Here is an 18,611-nt window from a genome sequence, read left to right as displayed (position 1 = left end):
CTCCAGGTTTCCAGATCATGACTGCTCCCGACCGACGCCCGATAGGCGTATTCGATTCCGGCATTGGCGGATTGACCGTCGTGCGCGCCTTGATGGACCGCCTGCCGTTCGAGAACATCCTTTATTTTGGCGACACCGCCCGCGTGCCGTACGGCAGCAAGTCGGTTTCGACCATCCAGAGCTATACCCGGCAGATTGCCGAATTCCTGCTGGCGCGCGACGTCAAGGCGCTGATCATCGCCTGCAATACCATGGCGGCGGTGGCGGCCGACATCGTGCGCGAAGTGGCCGGCGACGTGCCGGTGCTGGACGTGATCGATGCCGGCAGCCGCGCGGCGGCAGCGGCCAGCCGCTCCGGTGACATCGCCGTGATTGCCACGCCGACCACCATCAATGCCAATGCCTATGCGCGGGCGATCCACCAGATCAATCCGGATGCGCGCGTGTACTCGCAGGCCTGTCCGCTGTTCGTGCCGCTGGTCGAGGAGGGCTGGCTCGACCATGCCGTCACCCGGCTGACCGCCGAGGAATACCTGAAGACGGTACTGATCGAGAACGTCGACACCCTGGTGCTCGGCTGCACCCATTACCCGCTGCTGAAGCCGCTGCTGGCCGAGGTGGCCGGCAGCGGCATCGAACTCGTCGACTCGGCCGTGACCACGGCGGAATCGACCGCACAGACGCTCGGCGCGCTGAACCTGCTGAACGGGCCGTCGCCCGAAACCCATTACCGCTATTTCGTGACCGACATCCCGTTGAAGTTCCAGACCATTGGCGAGCGCTTCCTCGGCCGCAGTATCCAGCGGCTGGAAATGGTCAATCTGTAAGCCGTCACCCGCTGCCCCGCACACGCCCCGTCCCTTGCCGGACGGGGCGTGTTGTTTTTGTGCAACATGCAGGAGGTTTTTCGGCAAGTTGATGAATAAAAAGCGCTTTGTTCCGGATTGCACCCAGTGTATTCACCTCCGTCTCGTTAATTAAAATACGTGCTTGAATGTATGTATGTATATTCAGACTGTGCAGGGCGTGAAGGCGCTTGTGCCGTCGCCACCCTGTCGTGGCGATCCCCCGACTTGACGAGAAGGAAATGCAGATGAAAAAACTGATTGCACTGACAGTGGCCATGCTGCCGCTGACCGCCCTGGCCGATGTCACGATCTACGGCAATATCGAGGCCGATGTGGAGAGCGGCAAAAGCCTGATGAATGCCGATCAGGGCCACGGCAGCCAGACCCGGGTCGATGACACCGGCTCGTATATCGGCTTCAAGGGTGACGAGGAACTGGGCAACGGCCTGAAAGCGCTGTGGCAGGTCGAGTCCTATCTCAGCGTCGACGGCTCCGACATCAACGGCAATGGCTCATGGGCGACCCGTGACAGCTTCGTCGGCCTGCAGAGCCAGTTCGGTACCGTGCGTGTCGGCAAGCTGTCCGACTACATGAACTCCGACATGGAAACCATGGACCCGTGGCTGTACGGGCAGGGCGTCAACGGGCTCGGCACCATGACCCGCTTTGACGGCCGCTACAACAATGCCGTCCGCTACGACATGCCGACGCTGTACGGCTTCGACTTCTCCGCCATCTACAGCGTGGGCGAGAACGAGCAGCCGGACGGCTCGCACCAGGGCAACGGGCGCAATCACGGCGATGCCTGGGGCGTCGGCATGGGTTACCAGAACAGCGGCTTCTTCGGCAAACTCGGCTACATGCAGTTCCAGGACCAGGGCGCCAATGGTCAGGACGGCAACTACTGGCGGCTGGAGGGTGGCTATCACGCCAACAACCTGCTGGTGTCGGCGGCCTACCAGGAGTCGAAGCAGTACGGCAGCGATGCCACGCTGGGCTCCAGCAATATCTGGGGCCGCAGCAGCAATGACCTGAACGGCAGCGTGACCGGGGTCGGCAGCTTCGGCAACAGCGACAAGATCGAAACCCGGGAAGCCGCACTGACCGTTGGCTACACCTTTGGCGCCATCACGCCGCGCGTGACCTATGCATGGGGCGACGATGCCAAGGTCAATGGCAGCACCCAGAACAACAGCGGCTACAACCAGTACATCGTCGGTGTCGACTACGCGCTGAGCAAGCGCACCACGGCCTATGCATCGTATGGCTATACAAAGTACGGCAGCGACCAGTACACCAATGGCAGCGACGACAGCGAGCACACGGTGGCGGTCGGCCTGCAGCACAGGTTCTGATCCTGCCTGGCATGCCGGGGTATAAAGAGCCCGCTTTTCCGCCACCTGGACAGGTGGCGGTTTTTTTCGTCTGCGGCGTGTGAAAAATACCACACCAGGAATACAGGCCGGTTCCTGTGGTCGACGCCGTTTCCGGTATGGAAAACCAAGTGTTTTTCGTCATATCGCAGGCAGATGCACTGGATATGGCGATGCACCATTTGTCGTGAAAGCCATGCCGCAAGGGTATTTTGCCGCTGATCATGTACAAGCTGTTACATGCCGTACCTTTGGTGTAACATGCAAGCACGCACTGACCCAGTGGAGATTTCCAAATGAACGGCCGCTACTCTACCGCCCGCATCGAACACCCGAAGCATGACGCCTTCGACTACCTGACCGGTTCGCTTGACCGTGCCAGCTGCTATCTTGGCGACGAAGCGATGCCGCGGGCGATCCTGCGCAAGCGCCCGGCCGTTCGTCGCTCATCGGCGCGCTGGGTGGCGCCGCTGTCGCTGATGGGATTGTGCGTGGCACTCGCCGCGACGCTGTCGTCGTCGTTCTGAGCGTTGCCAGCAGGGAACTGATACAGGCAAAGTTGACCCGGTCGCCATCTGGCGGCCGTTTTTTTGCCTGCCGTTCCTGAAAACCCCTTGCCCGGAGTCCCCCTGCATGAAATTCGGCTACACCATCGTTTATGTGGCATCGGTCGCGGAAACGCTGGCCTTCTACCAGCAGGCCTTTGGCTTTGATACCCGCTTCCTGCACGAGTCGGGCGAGTACGGCGAGCTGGAGACCGGCGGCACCGCGCTGGCATTCGCGTCGCACGGCATGGGAGACCAGTTGCTGGGCGGGCGCTACGTCAAGGCGGCGCCGGCAGCCGATCCGCTCGGCATCGAGCTGGCCTTCGTCAGCGACGACGTGGTTGCCGCCCATGCCCGTGCCGTGGCGGCCGGCGCGACCTCGGTCGCGGTACCGGCCGTGCAGCCATGGGGCCAGACGGTCGCCTATGTGCGTGACATGAACGGGGTGCTGGTCGAGCTGTGCTCCCCCATCGGCGGTTGATCGACGGCTACCGGCTCGCACCGGCACAGCCGGACGAGGTGCCGGCGCTGGCCGCTGTCGAACGTGCTGCCGCGAGCCGTTTCCCGCTGTCCCTGCTGCCCGTGCCATTGCGCGGCGACACCCTGCCGTTGCCGCAACTGGAGGCGGCGCAGCGCGAAGGCCGCCTGTGGGTCGCCCGCGATCCGGCCGGAACCGTGGTCGGGTTTGCCTGCGCGCGCCGGGAAGGGAAGGCCGCGCTGCTGGCGGAGATCGATGTGCATCCGGCGCACGGCCGCCGCGGCATCGGCAGCGGCCTGCTTGACGCCGTGATCGACTGGGCGCAGCAGGCGGGCGCGCCGGCCCTGTACCTGACCACGTTCCAGGCATTCGGGCCGGGGATGGCGCTGTACCGGCGCGGCGGGTTTTTGCCGCTGGCGAACAAGGACATTCCCGGCTTTATCGCCGACATCCTCGCGGCGGAGGCCGAGGCGGGCCTCGCCGGGCGGGTGGCGATGGTCCGGATGCTGGCGCCCCGACACGCATCCGCACCGGCACCGCACGGTGATGGATAGCCGAAAAAGAAAGGGCCCGCATCAGCGGGCCCTGGACAGTCCATAAACGCTGCCTGCAAAGAACGGACAAGCGAAGCGAGGTTTCCCCGCGGCGGCGGGGACGGCAGATTCTGTCAGGCGGGCGTGCACCGACGCCACGGTGACCGTTGATGCCCACCTTTGTCGCCGTCTGGGCCCGGCTTACAGGGCATGGCCCGCGTACATGCTGTCGATCAGCGTATGGAAGCGTTCGGTGATCACCTTGCGGCGCAGTTTCAGCGTTGGCGCCAGCTCGCCGGCGTCGATGCTCCATGGCCGGTCGACCAGCGCGATCTTCTTCACCTGCTCCCAGTTGCCGAACAGGCGGTTGAAGCGCTTGACCTCGTGCTCGATCAGCTCGCGGACTTTCGGGTGCGCGATCATCTCGGCTTCGCTTCTGAGGTTCAGCCCCTGCTGCACGCACCAGGCGCGCAGCTGCTCGAACAGCGGCACCACCAGCGCACTGGCGTACTTGCGGCCGTCGCCGACCACCATCACCTGATCGATAAAGGCCGATTCCTTCAGCTTGTTCTCGATCACCTGCGGCGCGACATACTTGCCGCAGCTGGTCTTGAACATTTCCTTCTTGCGATCGGTGATGCGCAGATTGCCTTCGGCATCGAATTCGCCGACGTCGCCGGTATGCAGCCAGCCGTCCTTCAGGGCTTCGGCGGTCTGCTCCGGGTCGCGGTAGTAGCCGAGCATGATGTTCGGCCCGCGGGCGATGATCTCGCCATCCGGCGCGATGCGGATTTCCACATTGTCCATCGGGACGCCGACGGTGCCGATGGCGGTGTGTTCGGCATTGAACACGTTGCCGGTCAGGATCGGTGACGCCTCGGTCATGCCGTAACCTTCGGACACGATGATGCCGGCGGCCCAGAACAGGCGCGACAGGCGCGGCTGCAGCGCGGCCGAACCGACCACGATCATCTTCGTGTTGCCGCCGAGCGCGGCGCGCCACTTGCTGTAGACCAGGCGGTCGAACAGCTGGTGGCGCAGGCGGCCGATGACGCCGGGCTTGTCGCGCGGCTCGAAGGTCTCGGCATGGCGGATCGCGGCCTGGTACAGCTTGCGGGTGACGCCATGCAGCTCGTTCTGCTTGCCGACCAGCTTTTCGTAGACCTTTTCCAGCAGGCGCGGAACGGTGGTGAACACTTCCGGATGGACATCGCCCAGGGTCGCGGCGATCGCGTCGACATTCTTGGCGTGATACACGCCAATGCCGGCATAGAAATAGATGTAGGTGACGCTGCGCTCGAACACGTGCGACAGCGGCAGGAAGCTGACCGCCTTCCAGATCCCGTATTCCAGCGGCGTGAAGCGCGAAACGGCCATCGCGTTGCTGACCACATTGTGGTGGCTCAGCATGACGCCCTTGGGCCGCCCGGTGGTGCCGGAGGTGTAGATGATGGTCAGCAGGTCATCGGCCTGTACCGAGTCGCGCAGCGCATCAAGCACGGCCGGGTGACCATCGCCGCCGCGCAGCAGCACTTCATGCCAGGACGGCGCACCGGCGACATCGGCAAAGGTGTAGACCGGGCAGGCGGGCAGGTGGCTGGTGGCTTCGGTGATGCGCTGGAACAGCGCCTTGTCGCCGGCGAACGCCAGCTTGATGCCGGCATGGTCGACGATGTAGCGCATGTCGTCGACCGGCAGGGTCGGGTACAGCGGGACGCTGATCGCGCCGATCTGTTGCAGGGCGAGGTCGACCAGCAGCCACTCCGGGCAGTTGTTCGATACCAGCGCCACCTTGTCGCCGCGGCGGATGCCCATGGCCAGCAGGCCATGACTCAGGCGGTCGGCGGTGTCGACAACGTCCTGGGTACTGTAGCTGCGCCAGCCGTGGCCGTCCCGGGCATTGAGGCAGTCCGGGCGGGGGTAGGAGGCGAGCTGGTGGCGGATCAGGTCAAAAACACGGGTAAGAGCCATTCGAAAGGTTGAATTGACTGCGAAGGAGCCGAAGGTAAGACTTTTGCCTGGCGATGTAAAGTTCTGACGAGGGAAAAGCTGAAACAGATCAAGGGTTTTGAGGCATTGTTTTCTGCAGGTGACCGTTTTTGTCAGACAATAAGAGTTTTTGCTCTAATTCAAAAAAATGGCAGATAACACCTTGATATCCGTGAGGAATAAAATGGTGTTGCCACGACTTGACACGCGCGATCATGCCAGTGACACGTGCACGGGCCACCCTGCTATGCTAGTCCGCTCCGTCCGTCATCCTTACTGCCATGAAATTCGCAACCCGAGCCATTCACGCCGGCTATGAGCGTGACGCCACCACCCATGCGGTGATGCCGCCGATCTATCAGACCTCGATCTTCAGCTATGACCACCTCGGCGATGAGCAGCCGTTCTGCTATTCGCGCTCCGGCAACCCGACCCGGGCGGCGCTCGAAGCCAATGTCGCCGCACTGGAAGGCATGAAGTACGGCCTGGCCTTCGGCAGCGGCATGGCGGCCATCGACAGCGTGCTGCGCGCGATGCTGAAGCCGGGCGACGAGATCATCGCCGTCGCCGACTGCTATGGCGGCGCCTACCGGCTGCTGACCCGGCTGTACCAGCCGTCCGGCGTGATCGTGACCTTCGCCGACCTGGCGAGCGACCCCGGGCAGCTGAACGCGCTGATCAGCGAGCGTACCCGGCTGGTGTGGCTGGAGTCGCCGACCAACCCGTTGCTGAACATCGTCGACCTGGAACGGGTCGCGTCGATCTGCCGCGCGCGTGGCGTGCCGACCGCGATCGACAATACCTTCGCCTCGCCCTACCTGCAGTCGCCGCGTGACTTCGGCATCGACATCATTGTCCACTCGGCCACCAAATACCTTGGCGGTCACTCCGACGTGCTGCTGGGCGTGGCCTGCGTCGACGACGACGCGCTGTTCCAGCAGATGAAGCTGGTGCAGAACAGCGCTGGCGCCGTTGCCGGCCCGCAGGATTCCTTTCTGGTGCTGCGCGGCATCAAGACCCTGCATCTGCGCATGCAGCGACATGAGGAAAACGCCGGTCGCATCGCCGAATGGCTGCAGGGGCAGCCTGCAGTGGAAAAGGTCATCTATCCGGGACTGGCCAGCCATCCGCAGCATGCGCTGGCCCGCCGGCAGATGCGCGGCTTCGGCGGCATCGTCACCATTTATCTGCGCGACAACAGCCGTGCTGCCGCCGCGCGGGTGGCTGACCGGCTGCAGCTGTTCGCGCTTGGCGAGTCGCTCGGCGGCGTCGAAAGCATCGTCAACCACTCGGCGACCATGTCGCACGGTTCGATGCCGGCCGAGGTCAAGGCGGCCTGCGGCATCCGCGAAGGCATGCTGCGGCTGTCGATCGGCATCGAGGACGCGGATGACCTGATCGACGACCTGACCCGGGCGCTGGCGGACTGAGCCGGCCGATCGGCATGGGCACGGGAGGCAATGCCGTTACAATACCGGTTTCCGACTGCCTCCCGCCCGCCATGCTCTCCGTTACCGAACTCAAAACCTATTTCACCGGCCTGCAGGCGCGCATCGTCGGCAGCCTGGAAGCGCTGGACGGCCAGGCCTTCGTCCGCGACAGCTGGACACGTCCCGAAGGCGGCGGCGGCACCAGCTGCGTGATCGAGGGCGGCAATGTGTTCGAGCGCGGCGGGGTGAATTTCTCCCATGTCAGCGGCGCCTGTCTGCCGCCGTCGGCCTCGGCCTCGCGCCCGGAACTGGCCGGCCGCGGCTTCGAGGCGCTCGGCGTGTCGCTGGTGCTGCATCCGCGCAATCCGTATGCACCGACCACGCACATGAACGTGCGGGTGTTCGTCGCCACCCGCGACGGCGAGGCACCGGTGTGGTGGTTCGGCGGCGGCATGGACCTGACGCCGTATTACGGCTTCGAGGACGACGCCCGCCATTTCCACACCGCCTGTCGCGACGCGCTGGCGCCCTTCGGCGCTGATCGCCATCCGGCCTACAAGGCCTGGTGTGACCGCTACTTCTTCCTCAAGCACCGCAATGAGGCGCGCGGCATCGGCGGCATCTTCTTCGACGACCTGAACGACCTTGGCTACGAGCGCAGCTTTGCGCTGACGCGCTCGGTTGGCGACGCCTTTCTCGGCGCCTACCTGCCGATCCTGGCGCGGCGCGGCGATCTGCCCTTCGGCGAGCGCGAACGCGAGTGGCAGGCGATCCGTCGCGGACGCTACGTCGAATTCAACCTGGTCTACGATCGCGGCACGCTGTTCGGCCTGCAGTCGGGGGGACGCACCGAGTCGATCCTGATGTCAATGCCGCCCAGAGTCGAGTGGCGCTATGCGCATGCGCCGGCCGCCGGCAGTGACGAAGCGCGGCTGCTTGACGCTTTCCTGCCGCCGCGCGACTGGCTGGCTGCGGCCTGAGCCGGATTTTTGGCATCAAATCCCCGAATGCCGCTTGCCGCGGCATTTTTCTTGTCCGGCAATCAGCATTTTGTCCGGTCCCGGGTGTAAAAAAAGATCAAACATCTGGTGCGGAATATTAAACAGTCATGTCCGAAGTACGGAAAATTCTGACGCAAATATGTACAAACTGACGGGAAAAATCAGCAGAAAAAAACGGCAAGTCATTGATTTGAAATTGATAATGCAATGCACAAAAAAGGTTTGCCGCTGGTGCCCGTGCGACCCTACAATCGTTCACATCCGTGTCATTGATTCATGATTGTTAGGCAGGCAGTAATGGAAAGACAGCAGTGGTTGCGGGGGACCTTGTATCGCCCCGCCTTCGAGCAGGACAGCTGTGGCTTCGGCCTGATCGCGCAGCTTGACGATCAGCCGTCCCACTGGCTGGTCAAGACCGCCATCAGTTCGCTGGCCCAACTGACCCACCGCGGCGCGGTTGCCGCCGATGGCAAGTCGGGTGACGGCTGTGGCCTGCTTTTTCGCAAACCCGACGGCTTCCTGCGTGAAGTCGCCGCCGAAAGCGGCATCGCGCTGAAGAAAATCTACGCGGCCGGTCTGGTGTTCGTCGGTGCCGACCCCGCGGTCGGCCAGGCGTCGCTGGCCCGGTTGAGCGAGACGCTCGAACAGCAGGGGCTGGAAGTCGCCGGCTATCGCGACGTGCCGACCGATGTGTCGGCCTGTGGTGAATATGCACTGAAGACGCTGCCGGTGATCAAGCAGGTCTTCGTCAACTGTCCGTTCGGGATGGAGGAGGCGGCGTTCAAGCGCAGCCTGTACGTTGGCCGCCGGCTGGCCGAAAAGGCCAATCAGGGCGACAAGTCCTTCTACATTCCGACCCTGAACCCGGACACCCTGTCGTACAAGGGCCTGGTCACGCCGGACAACCTGCCGCTGTTCTTCCTCGACCTGAACGACCCGCGTTTCGAGTCGAGCCTGGCCGTGTTCCACCAGCGCTTCTCGACCAATACCTGGCCGCAGTGGAAGCTGGCGCAGCCGTTCCGCTACCTGGCGCACAACGGTGAAATCAACACCGTGCAGGGCAACCGCTACTGGGCCCGCGCCCGCGAGCGGATCATGGAATCGCCGGTGCTGGACATGGACGCGGTGCGTCCGATCGTGCAGGTCGACGGCTCCGACTCGATGAGCCTCGACAATATGCTCGAAGGCCTGCTGATGGGCGGCATCCCGCTGTTCCGCGCCCTGCGCCTGCTGGTACCGCCGGCCTGGCAGAACGTCGACTCGACCGACAAGGACCTGCGCGCCTTCTACGAATTCAACTCGATGCACATGGAGCCGTGGGACGGCCCGGCCGGCATCGTGCTGACCGACGGGCGCTACGCCGCCTGCATGCTCGACCGCAACGGCCTGCGTCCGGCGCGCTACGTGGTCACCAGGGACCGCATCCTGACCATCTCGTCCGAAGTGGGCGTGTGGGACTACGCCCCTGAAGACGTGGTCACCAAGGGCCGGGTCAAGCCGGGGCAGATCTTCGGCGCCGACCTGAGCACCGGCGAGCTGCTGCTGCCGGACGACATCGACGCGATGCTGAAGACCGCCAAGCCGTACCGGCAGTGGATCAAGGACAACGCGCGCAAGCTCGAATTCTCGCTCGACGACGACACCACGCTGGCGGTGATGCCGCCCGAGCAACTGGCCATCTACCAGAAGCTGTTCAACGTCAGTGCCGAAGAACGCGACCAGGTGCTGCGCGTGCTGGCCGAACAGGCCCAGGAAGCAGTCGGCTCGATGGGTGACGACACGCCGATGGCGGTGCTGTCCGAGCGCGTGCGCTCGCCGTTCGACTTCCTGCGTCAGCAGTTCGCCCAGGTCACCAACCCGCCGATCGACCCGATCCGCGAAGCGGTGGTCATGTCGCTGAACACCGTCTTCGGCCCTGAACGCAACATGTTCGAGGAAACCGCCGAACACGCGAAGCGGCTCGAAGTGCGCAGCCCGGTACTGAGCCACGAGAAATTCGTTCACCTGACCACCCGTCCGGACCCCAACCTGAAGGCGACCACCTTCGACCTGTGCTACGACCCGGCGGACATCGACCTGGAAGCGGCGATCCGCCGCCTGACCGGGCACGTGGTCGAGGCGGTGCGCGAAGGTACGGTCATTGTCGTGCTGTCCGACCGCAATGTCGCGCACAACCGCCTGCCGATCCATGCCCTGTTCGCCACCGGCGCCGTGCACCATGCGCTGATCGAGACCGGCCTGCGCTGTCGCACCAACATCCTGGTCGAGACCGCCACCGCGCGCGACCCGCACCAGATCGCCTGCCTGATCGGCTATGGCGCGACCGGGGTCTACCCGTACCTGGCGTACCAGGTCATCGTCGATCTGGTCAACACCCAGGTCGTCGTCGGCCAGAAGATCAACGAGGCGCTGCAGCACTACCGCAAGGGCATCAACAAGGGCCTGCTGAAGGTGCTGTCGAAGATGGGGATTTCCACCGTCGCCAGCTATCGCGGCTCGCAGCTGTTCGAAGCGGTCGGCGTTCACGAGGACGTGGTCGAGCTGTGCCTGCGCGGCACCACGTCGCGCATCTCCGGCGCCCGTTTCGAGGACTTCGAGTCCGACCAGCAGGCGCTGACCCGCTTTGCCTTCAACCCGATGCGGCCGCTGTCGCAGGGGGGGCTGCTGAAGTACGTCCACGGCGAGGAGTACCACGCGTACAACCCGGACGTGGTGATGATGCTGCAGAAGGCGGTGCAGAACACCGACTACGATGCGTGGCAGACCTATGCCCACATGGTCAACACCCGCCCGGTGGCGATGTTCCGTGACCTGATGGGGCTGAAGCTCGATCCGGCGCAGGCCATCGACATCGACCAAGTCGAATCGGTCGAGGCGATCCTGAAGCGCTTCGACTCGGCCGGCATGTCGCTCGGCGCGCTGAGCCCGGAAGCCCACGAAGCGATGGCCACGGCGATGAACCGCCTCGGCGGCCGCTCGAACTCCGGCGAGGGCGGCGAAGACCCGGCCCGCTACGGCACCGAACGGATGTCGAAGATCAAGCAGGTCGCCTCCGGCCGCTTCGGCGTGACCCCGCATTACCTGGTCAATGCCGAAGTGCTGCAGATCAAGGTGGCGCAGGGCGCCAAGCCCGGCGAAGGCGGCCAGCTGCCGGGCGACAAGGTCAGCCCGCTGATCGCCCGCCTGCGCTGCGCCAAGCCCGGCATCAGCCTGATCTCGCCGCCGCCGCACCACGACATCTACTCGATCGAGGATCTGTCCCAGCTGATCTTCGACCTCAAGCAGGTGAACCCGACCGCACTGGTCAGCGTCAAGCTGGTGGCCGAACCCGGCGTCGGCACCATTGCCGCCGGCGTGGCCAAGGCCTATGCCGACCTGATCACCATCTCCGGCTATGACGGCGGTACCGGCGCCAGCCCGCTGACCTCGGTCAAGTATGCCGGCAGCCCGTGGGAACTCGGCCTGACCGAAGCCCAGCAGGTGCTGCGCGCCAACGGCCTGCGCGGCCGGGTGCGGATGCAGACCGACGGTGGCCTGAAAACCGGCCTCGACGTGATCAAGGCCGCCATCCTCGGCGCCGAGTCGTTCGGCTTCGGTACCGGCCCGATGATTGCGCTGGGCTGCAAGTTCCTGCGCATCTGCCACCTGAACAACTGCGCCACCGGCGTGGCGACCCAGGAAATCAAGCTGCGCAGCAAGTACTTCATCGGCCTGCCGGAAATGGTCATGAACTACTTCACCTTCGTCGCGCAGGAAACGCGCGAATGGATGGCGAAGCTCGGCGTGCGCTCGATGGAAGAACTGATCGGCCGCCTCGACCTGATCGAACTGGCCGAAGGCAGGACCGACCGCCAGAAGCGGCTGGACCTGTCCGAACTGGTGTCGATGGGCGACATTCCCGACAGCGAACCGCGCTTCTGCGTGGTCGACTCGAACCCGAGCTTCGACAAGGGTGAGCTGGCCGAGCAGATGGTGGTCGACGCGATGGATGCCATCGAGCACAAGGCGATGCTGACGCTCGACTATCCGATCCGCAACATCAACCGCTCGATCGGTGCGCGGGTGTCGGGCGAGATTGCCCGCCGCTACGGCGCCGACGGCCTGCCCGACGGCTGCCTGACCTTCAGGTTCCACGGTTCCGCCGGTCAGAGCTTCGGCGTCTGGAACTCGCGCGGTCTGCATCTGGACCTCGAAGGCGATGCCAACGACTACGTCGGCAAGGGCATGGCCGGTGGCCGCATCGTCATCTACCCGCCGAAGCAGGCCGCCTACGCGTCGAATGCGTCGATCATCGTCGGCAACACCTGCCTGTATGGCGCCACCGGTGGTCAGCTGTTCGCGGCCGGCATGGCCGGCGAGCGCTTCGGCGTGCGCAACTCCGGCGCGCTGGCGGTCATCGAAGGCGCGGGCGACCATTGCTGCGAATACATGACCGGCGGCGTGGTCATCGTGCTTGGCGAAACCGGCTACAACTTCGGTGCCGGCATGACCGGCGGCTTCGGCTTCGTCTACGACCCGAACGAGCGCTTTGCCTACCGCTACAACAACGAACTGGTCGACATTCACCTGATCAACAACGAAGCGACCGGCATGTACCGTGCCTATCTGCTCGACAAGATCGCCAGGCATGTCGAATTCACCGGATCGGTGGTCGGTCGCGCGATGCTGGAAAACTTCGACGACTACGTCGACTACTTCTGGCTGGTGAAACCGAAGGCGGCCACGCTCGAAAGCCTGCTGAAAGACTGATGCTGCAAACGGGACGGGCGCGGGACTGCGCCCGGACCCGGGTCACAGAGGGGGGCTGCCGCGCCACGGGCCGGCCGTCCCCGGGGAAATCCGCCGCGCGCGGGCAACGATTCGCGCGCGGCTCACTGGAACATAATCATGGGTGACGTATTCCAGTTCATGAACGTGCAGCGCAATCCGGGCGAGAAGCTTCCCGCCGAATTGCGCCGGCGCAAGTTCATCGAAATCTACACACCGCTGGACGCGCATGACGCGGACGAGCAGGCTGGCCGCTGCCTGTCCTGCGGCAATCCGTACTGCGAGTGGGAGTGCCCGGTGCACAACTACATCCCGAACTGGCTGAAGCTGGTGACGGAAGGCAAATTGTTCGAGGCGGCCGAGCTGTCGCACAAGACCAACTCGCTGCCGGAAATCTGCGGTCGCGTCTGCCCGCAGGACCGCCTGTGCGAAGGCAGCTGTACCCTGAACCAGGGCGGCTTCGGCGCGGTCAGCATCGGCTCGGTCGAAAAATACATTACCGACGAGGCGTTCAAGGCTGGCTGGCGTCCGGACATGAGCAAGGTGGTATGGACCGACCGGAAGGTCGCCGTCATCGGTGCCGGCCCGGCCGGCCTCGGCTGCGCCGACGTGCTGGTGCGCAACGGCGTGAAGCCGGTGGTGTTCGACCGCTATGAGGAAATCGGCGGGCTGCTGACCTTCGGCATTCCCGAGTTCAAGCTGGAAAAATCCGTGGTCGCGCGTCGTCGCGAAATCATGGAAGGCATGGGGGTCGAATTCCGCCTCGGCGTCGAGATCGGCCGCGACATCAGCATCGACACGCTGCTGGGCGAGTACGACGCCGTGTTCATGGGCATGGGCGCCTACCAGTACATGAAGGGCGGCTTTGCCGGCGAGGCGCTGCCGGGCGTGATGGAAGCGCTGCCGTTCCTGATCAACAACGTGCGCCAGAGCCTTGGCACGCTGAAGGACGAAGCGCCGGTCAGCATGGAAGGCAAGCGCGTGGTCGTGCTGGGCGGCGGCGACACGGCAATGGACTGCAACCGCACTTCGATCCGTCAGGGCGCGAAGCGGGTGATCTGCGCCTATCGTCGCGACGAGGCCAATATGCCGGGTTCCCGGCGCGAAGTCGGCAATGCGCGCGAGGAAGGCGTCGAATTCCTGTGGAACCGTCAGCCGGTGGCGATCGAAGCCGCTGCCGATGGGTCGCTGCGGCTGAAGCTGGCGGAAACCCGGCTTGGCGAGCCGGACGCGAAGGGCCGCCGCTCGGCCGAAGTGGTATCGGGCAGCGAGCAGGTCATCGAGTGCGACCACGTCATCATCGCCTTCGGCTTCCAGGCCGAGCGGCAGTCGTGGTTCGACGGTGCATCGATTGCCACCGACGAGCGCGGTCGCACCCGTGCGGCGGAAAAGCAGCTGTACAAGTTCCAGACCAGCAACCCGAAGGTGTTCGCCGGCGGTGACCAGGTCCGTGGCGCCGATCTGGTGGTGCGGGCGGTATTCGAAGGCCGCCAGGCTGCCGAAGGCATGCTTGCTTACCTGAAGGTCTGGTAACGGGCCGTGCCATCGTGTTTCGCATCGAAGAAGCAGGCCTCGCGCCTGCTTTTTTTCATCCTCGCGCGCCGGCTGCCCCGGAGGGCTATGCTGAACGCGGTGGATCGCCGCTGGGGCGATTCGATGCGAAGAGGTGACAGCGATGGCAGCGAAGAAAATCCTGATGCTGGTCGGCGACTATGCCGAAGACTACGAAACCATGGTGCCGTTCCAGGCGCTGACCATGGTGGGCCATATCGTGCATGCGGTGTGCCCGGACAAAAAGGCCGGCGAGCATGTGCAGACCGCCATCCATGACTTCGACGGCGCCCAGACCTACAGCGAGAAGCCCGGCCATCGCTTCGCGCTGAATGCCGACTTTGCCGATACCGACGCCGCCGATTACGACGCACTGCTGATTCCCGGCGGGCGGGCACCCGAATACCTGCGCCTCAACGACAGGGTGCTGAATATCGTCCGCCACTTCGCCGCGCACAAAAAGCCGATCGCGGCCGTCTGCCACGGTGCCCAGCTGCTGGCGGCTGCCGGCGTGCTGGACGGGCGCGAGTGTTCGGCCTACCCGGCCTGCGCGCCCGAGGTCACGCTGGCCGGCGGTCGCTACCAGGCGATCCCGGTCGACAGCGCCCATACCGACGGCAATCTGGTCACCGCGCCGGCCTGGCCGGCGCACCCGGCATGGCTGGCGCAGTTTCTGCAGGTGCTGGGAACCCGCATCACCCTGTAAACTCGTGCCACTGGCATGATGGAAAGGGGCGCTCGCGGATGAATCCTCCCGGGCTGAAGGTCGATACCGCCGACGGGACGCTGACGTTGCTCGGCGACTGGACCCAGAGTGGTCTGTCGGCGGCGGATGCGCGGTTCCGCGAGCGGCTGGAGCAGGCGGCCGCACAGGCCGCCGGCTGGAATCTCGACGCCATCGGCCACCTCGACAGTTGCGGTGCCGCCCTGCTGTGGCAGGTGTGGGGACAGCGCTGGCCGCAGGCCGTGACGGCGGCCGAGCCGCTGCGCGTCCTGCTGGCACGGCTGGCTGCGCTGCCGCCCCTGCCGGCGCCACCCGGCGGACAGGCCTCCGGCTGGCGCATCCTGCCGGTCTTCGTCGGTGACGTGATGCTGACCCTGTGCCGGCAACTGCGCGACGTGACCATGCTGTTCGGCCAGCTGCTGATTGCCAGCGGCTGGATTCTCCGCTATCCGGTCGACATGCCGTGGCGCGGCCTGTCGGCCAACCTGTTCCGCGTCGGGGTCAAGGCGCTCGGCATCACCGCGCTGGTCGGTTTTCTGATCGGCATCGTGCTCAGCTATCTGTCGGCGCAGCAACTGGCCCGCTATGGCGCCAATATTCTGGTGGTTGACCTGCTCGGCGTCGGCATCCTGCGCGAACTGGGGCCGATGCTGGCGGCGATCCTGGTCGCCGGTCGCTCCGGCTCGGCGATCACGGCCGAACTCGGGGTGATGAAAATCCGCCAGGAGCTCGATGCCATGCTGGCGATGGGCCTGTCGCCGAACCTGAGTCTGGTATGGCCCCGGGTGGTGGCACTGATCATTGCCATGCCGCTGGTGGCGCTGTGGACCGACGTGATGGCGCTGATCGGCGGCGCGCTGGCAGCATGGGTATCGCTGGATCTGCCGCTGGCGGTGTTCATCGACCGTTTTCCGACTGCCGTCGCCGTCAAGCATCTGTATCTCGGGCTGGGCAAGTCACTGGTGTTCGGGGCGCTGATCGGTCTGGTGGCCTGCCGCAACGGGCTCAGCGTCGCGCCGAACAGCGAAAGCCTCGGTGCGGCCACCACCCGTGCGGTGGTGGTGTCCATCACGCTGGTGATCCTGGCCGATGCCGTGTTCGCCATCCTGTTCTCTCCGTTCCAGGTCCAGTGACCGTGCCGATCGCCATCCAGCTGTCCCATATCCATACCGTGCTCGGCGGGCGGGTCATTCACGACGACATTTCGCTGCAGGTCGCGACCGGCGAAGTGCTGGCGCTGGTCGGCGGCTCCGGCAGCGGCAAGACCACGCTGCTGCAGCACATGATCGGCCTGACCGAACCGGCCGCCGGCAGCGTGACCGTACTCGGCGAGCGCCCCGGCCAGATGTCGTTCATGCGCCAGCGTGCGCTGCGTCGCCGTCTCGGCGTGGTGTTCCAGTTCGGCGCGCTGTTCGGCAGTCTCAGCGTGCTGGAAAACGTCATGCTGCCGCTGAAGGCGGCACGGATGCCGGCCGATGTGGCCAGCATGGTCGCCCGGCTGAAGCTCGATGAAGTCGGCATTGCCAGTGCCGACCTGCACAAGCCGCCGTCGGCGCTGTCCGGCGGCATGGTCAAGCGCGTGGCGCTGGCGCGCTCGCTGGCACTGGACCCGGAACTGCTGTTCCTCGACGAGCCGACCTCGGGCCTCGACCCGCTGTCGGCGCAGAGCTTCGTCGACCTGATCCTGGAAACCCGCCAGCGCCATCAGCTGACCGCCGTCATGGTGACCCATGACCTGGCGCGCATGCGCCGGCTGGTCGACCGGGTCGCCGTGCTGGCCGACCGGAAACTGGTCGCCATCGGTACGCTGGCGCAGATCTGCCAGGTGCAGCACCCGTTCATTCAATCCTATTTCGGGGCGGAATTCGCCACGACCGCCGGCGGGAATCCTCCCGCCGCCAGCGGTCGGGACGCCGCCGGAGAATCCTGATGGAAAGCAAGAGCCTGGCCCTGTGGACCGGGGTATTCACCCTGACGCTGCTGGCGCTGCTGGTCGCCATGGTGGTGTGGATGAGCGGCGGCGGTACGCGGCCGGTCGACTACCAGCTGGTCGCCAGCCAGTCGGTCGCCGGGCTGCGGCCGGAAGCGCCGGTGCTGCTGCGCGGACTGCAGGTCGGGCGGCTGACCAGCATGCGCATCGATCCGGTCGACATGCAAAAGGTGCGCATGACTGCCAAGATCGACCCCGGCCTGCATTTCAGCCGCAAGCTGCACGCCAAGCTCGGCACCCAGGGCGTGACCGGGCTGTCCTTCGTCGAACTGATCGATGACGGCGGCGGGCCGGCCTTCGACCCGGAGCGCGACGTGATCGAGGTCGCGCCCTCCATGCTGCAGGAAGTCGGCCTGCTGATTCCGGAAACCATGCTCGAAGTGCGCAGGCTGGCCGCGCACGTCAACGACATTCTGAATGCGGACAACCGCGAACATATTGCCTCGCTGCTGGCCAATCTCGACCGCAGCAGCCGCGAATTGCCGGCGCTGGGCAAGGACGCCCGTGCCGCGCTGCGCGACAGCCGTGCGCTGATGCAGAGCCTGCAGGCGCTGAGCGAGCAGAGCCGTGGCAGCCTGGCCCGCATCGACCAGAGTGTGGTCGATGCTGCCCGCTCGGTCAGTCAGGCCGCCGATCGTCTCGGTGCGCTCGGCGAGCGCACCGACCGTGGCGTGCTGCCGGAAGTGCGGCGGGCGGTAGATGAACTGCGGCGGACCAGCGCCTCGCTCGATCGGCTGATCGAGTCGCAGCGGCGTGATCCGCAGCAGCTGTTGCGCGGTGCGGCCAGCGAGCCGCCGGGCCCGGGCGAGCCGGGATTTGCCGGGGAAAAGGACCCTCATCAATGAAACGGCTGCCCACCCTTCTCATCCTCGCGGCCGCGCTGGCCCTGAGTGCCTGCGCACTGGCACCGGTCGCCCGGCCGGCGCGCTTTACCCTGGACACCCGGAGCATGGCGCGCGCGCCGCTGAGTGTCACCGTCTCGGCGGCAAGCTGGCTGGACGGCCGCGACATGTACTACCGGCTGGCCTATCGCGATCCGCACCGCCTCTACCGCTATGCCGGCAGTGCCTGGGCGTCGGCGGTGCCGAACCTGGTCGGAGAGCGCATCGATCCGGCACCGCAGGCCGGGATGCGGACTCTCGATATCCGCCTGAACGACTTCAGCCAGGTGTTCTCGTCGCCGACCGACAGCGTCGGCCGCGTCGACGCGTCACTGAGCCTGCGTGACGGTCGCGACGGCCGCCTGGTCGACAGCACGCGGCTGAGCGTGGAAAAGCCGGCCGGTGCCGACGCGGCCGCCGGCGTGGCGGCGCTGTCCGCCGCCAGTGACGAACTGCTGGCCCGGGCGCTGCGCTGGGCGGCGCAACACCCGTAACGGCAAG

General features: G+C 65.3%; 15 protein-coding genes. 14 read left to right on the top strand and 1 reads right to left on the bottom strand.

Going from position 1 to position 18,611, the window contains the following annotated elements; all coding sequences use genetic code 11:
* Window positions 1–17: 17 nt before the first annotated feature.
* From murI to ACYVG8_RS01445, 5 genes are all read left to right on the top strand, one after another.
* Entirely contained in the window at window positions 18–827 is an 810-nt protein-coding gene (gene murI, locus ACYVG8_RS01465; protein WP_112692167.1) for a glutamate racemase, read from the top strand.
* A gap of 266 nt (window positions 828–1,093) precedes the next feature.
* On the top strand, window positions 1,094–2,203 hold the full coding sequence (locus ACYVG8_RS01460) for a porin (protein ID WP_107889370.1): 1,110 nt from the start codon (window positions 1,094–1,096) through the stop codon (window positions 2,201–2,203).
* A gap of 314 nt (window positions 2,204–2,517) precedes the next feature.
* Window positions 2,518–2,748, top strand: coding sequence for a hypothetical protein (locus ACYVG8_RS01455; RefSeq protein ID WP_028497616.1), 231 nt, complete (start codon window positions 2,518–2,520; stop codon window positions 2,746–2,748).
* 106 nt (window positions 2,749–2,854) lie between these two features.
* On the top strand, window positions 2,855–3,247 hold the full coding sequence (locus ACYVG8_RS01450) for a VOC family protein (RefSeq protein ID WP_028497617.1): 393 nt from the start codon (window positions 2,855–2,857) through the stop codon (window positions 3,245–3,247).
* Window positions 3,226–3,798 (top strand): GNAT family N-acetyltransferase, encoded by a 573-nt coding sequence (locus tag ACYVG8_RS01445; protein WP_460744931.1) that lies wholly within the window; start codon window positions 3,226–3,228, stop codon window positions 3,796–3,798. The genes ACYVG8_RS01450 and ACYVG8_RS01445 overlap by 22 nt, the downstream gene beginning before the upstream one ends.
* Window positions 3,799–3,978: 180 nt before the next feature.
* Here ACYVG8_RS01445 and ACYVG8_RS01440 read toward each other — a convergent pair whose 3' ends face one another.
* Window positions 3,979–5,748: an AMP-dependent synthetase/ligase gene (locus ACYVG8_RS01440; protein WP_028497618.1), complete on the bottom strand. Its 1,770-nt coding sequence runs from the start codon at window positions 5,746–5,748 to the stop codon at window positions 3,979–3,981.
* A gap of 299 nt (window positions 5,749–6,047) precedes the next feature.
* Between ACYVG8_RS01440 and ACYVG8_RS01435 the strand changes: the two genes are divergently transcribed.
* The 9 genes from ACYVG8_RS01435 to ACYVG8_RS01395 all read left to right on the top strand — a co-directional run bounded on the left by ACYVG8_RS01435 (window position 6,048) and on the right by ACYVG8_RS01395 (window position 18,604).
* Complete coding sequence (locus tag ACYVG8_RS01435) at window positions 6,048–7,196, top strand: trans-sulfuration enzyme family protein (protein WP_028497619.1); 1,149 nt, start codon at window positions 6,048–6,050, stop codon at window positions 7,194–7,196.
* A gap of 71 nt (window positions 7,197–7,267) precedes the next feature.
* The gene (hemF, locus tag ACYVG8_RS01430) at window positions 7,268–8,176 is read left to right on the top strand and encodes an oxygen-dependent coproporphyrinogen oxidase (protein WP_028497620.1); all 909 of its coding nucleotides are present in this window, start codon (window positions 7,268–7,270) and stop codon (window positions 8,174–8,176) included.
* 318 nt (window positions 8,177–8,494) lie between these two features.
* A complete protein-coding gene (gene gltB / locus ACYVG8_RS01425; RefSeq protein WP_028497621.1) occupies window positions 8,495–12,946 on the top strand; it encodes a glutamate synthase large subunit in 4,452 nt (1,483 codons plus the stop codon).
* 138 nt (window positions 12,947–13,084) lie between these two features.
* Complete coding sequence (locus ACYVG8_RS01420; protein ID WP_028497622.1) at window positions 13,085–14,497, top strand: FAD-dependent oxidoreductase; 1,413 nt, start codon at window positions 13,085–13,087, stop codon at window positions 14,495–14,497.
* Between the two features lie 142 nt (window positions 14,498–14,639).
* Complete coding sequence (locus ACYVG8_RS01415) at window positions 14,640–15,221, top strand: DJ-1/PfpI family protein (protein WP_112692166.1); 582 nt, start codon at window positions 14,640–14,642, stop codon at window positions 15,219–15,221.
* Between the two features lie 38 nt (window positions 15,222–15,259).
* Window positions 15,260–16,372, top strand: coding sequence for an MlaE family ABC transporter permease (locus tag ACYVG8_RS01410; RefSeq protein ID WP_112692165.1), 1,113 nt, complete (start codon window positions 15,260–15,262; stop codon window positions 16,370–16,372).
* A 2-nt stretch (window positions 16,373–16,374) separates the two neighbouring features.
* The gene (locus ACYVG8_RS01405; RefSeq protein ID WP_199489747.1) at window positions 16,375–17,169 is read left to right on the top strand and encodes an ABC transporter ATP-binding protein; all 795 of its coding nucleotides are present in this window, start codon (window positions 16,375–16,377) and stop codon (window positions 17,167–17,169) included.
* Window positions 17,169–18,074: an MlaD family protein gene (locus tag ACYVG8_RS01400; RefSeq protein ID WP_107889375.1), complete on the top strand. Its 906-nt coding sequence runs from the start codon at window positions 17,169–17,171 to the stop codon at window positions 18,072–18,074. The genes ACYVG8_RS01405 and ACYVG8_RS01400 overlap by 1 nt, the downstream gene beginning before the upstream one ends.
* Window positions 18,071–18,604 carry an ABC-type transport auxiliary lipoprotein family protein gene (locus ACYVG8_RS01395; RefSeq protein ID WP_051528579.1) on the top strand — a complete coding sequence of 178 codons (534 nt, stop codon included), beginning with the start codon at window positions 18,071–18,073 and terminating at the stop codon, window positions 18,602–18,604. Before ACYVG8_RS01400 ends, ACYVG8_RS01395 begins: the two co-directional genes overlap by 4 nt.
* Window positions 18,605–18,611 lie beyond the last annotated feature (7 nt).

This window comes from Microvirgula curvata, assembly GCF_054781615.1.
The sequence above is the reverse complement of the archived record's forward strand: the minus strand, read 5'-3'. Positions and strand labels throughout refer to the sequence as shown.

Coding starts and splice junctions, on each gene's coding strand:
- ACYVG8_RS01435 (WP_028497619.1), top strand. CDS start 6,048: ATGAAATTCGCAACCCGAGCCATTCACGCCGGCTATGAGCGTGACGCC.
- ACYVG8_RS01400 (WP_107889375.1), top strand. CDS start 17,169: ATGGAAAGCAAGAGCCTGGCCCTGTGGACCGGGGTATTCACCCTGACG.
- ACYVG8_RS01410 (WP_112692165.1), top strand. CDS start 15,260: ATGAATCCTCCCGGGCTGAAGGTCGATACCGCCGACGGGACGCTGACG.
- ACYVG8_RS01415 (WP_112692166.1), top strand. CDS start 14,640: ATGGCAGCGAAGAAAATCCTGATGCTGGTCGGCGACTATGCCGAAGAC.
- gltB (WP_028497621.1), top strand. CDS start 8,495: ATGGAAAGACAGCAGTGGTTGCGGGGGACCTTGTATCGCCCCGCCTTC.
- ACYVG8_RS01460 (WP_107889370.1), top strand. CDS start 1,094: ATGAAAAAACTGATTGCACTGACAGTGGCCATGCTGCCGCTGACCGCC.
- ACYVG8_RS01450 (WP_028497617.1), top strand. CDS start 2,855: ATGAAATTCGGCTACACCATCGTTTATGTGGCATCGGTCGCGGAAACG.
- ACYVG8_RS01440 (WP_028497618.1), bottom strand. CDS start 5,748: ATGGCTCTTACCCGTGTTTTTGACCTGATCCGCCACCAGCTCGCCTCC.
- ACYVG8_RS01420 (WP_028497622.1), top strand. CDS start 13,085: ATGGGTGACGTATTCCAGTTCATGAACGTGCAGCGCAATCCGGGCGAG.
- hemF (WP_028497620.1), top strand. CDS start 7,268: ATGCTCTCCGTTACCGAACTCAAAACCTATTTCACCGGCCTGCAGGCG.
- murI (WP_112692167.1), top strand. CDS start 18: ATGACTGCTCCCGACCGACGCCCGATAGGCGTATTCGATTCCGGCATT.
- ACYVG8_RS01395 (WP_051528579.1), top strand. CDS start 18,071: ATGAAACGGCTGCCCACCCTTCTCATCCTCGCGGCCGCGCTGGCCCTG.
- ACYVG8_RS01455 (WP_028497616.1), top strand. CDS start 2,518: ATGAACGGCCGCTACTCTACCGCCCGCATCGAACACCCGAAGCATGAC.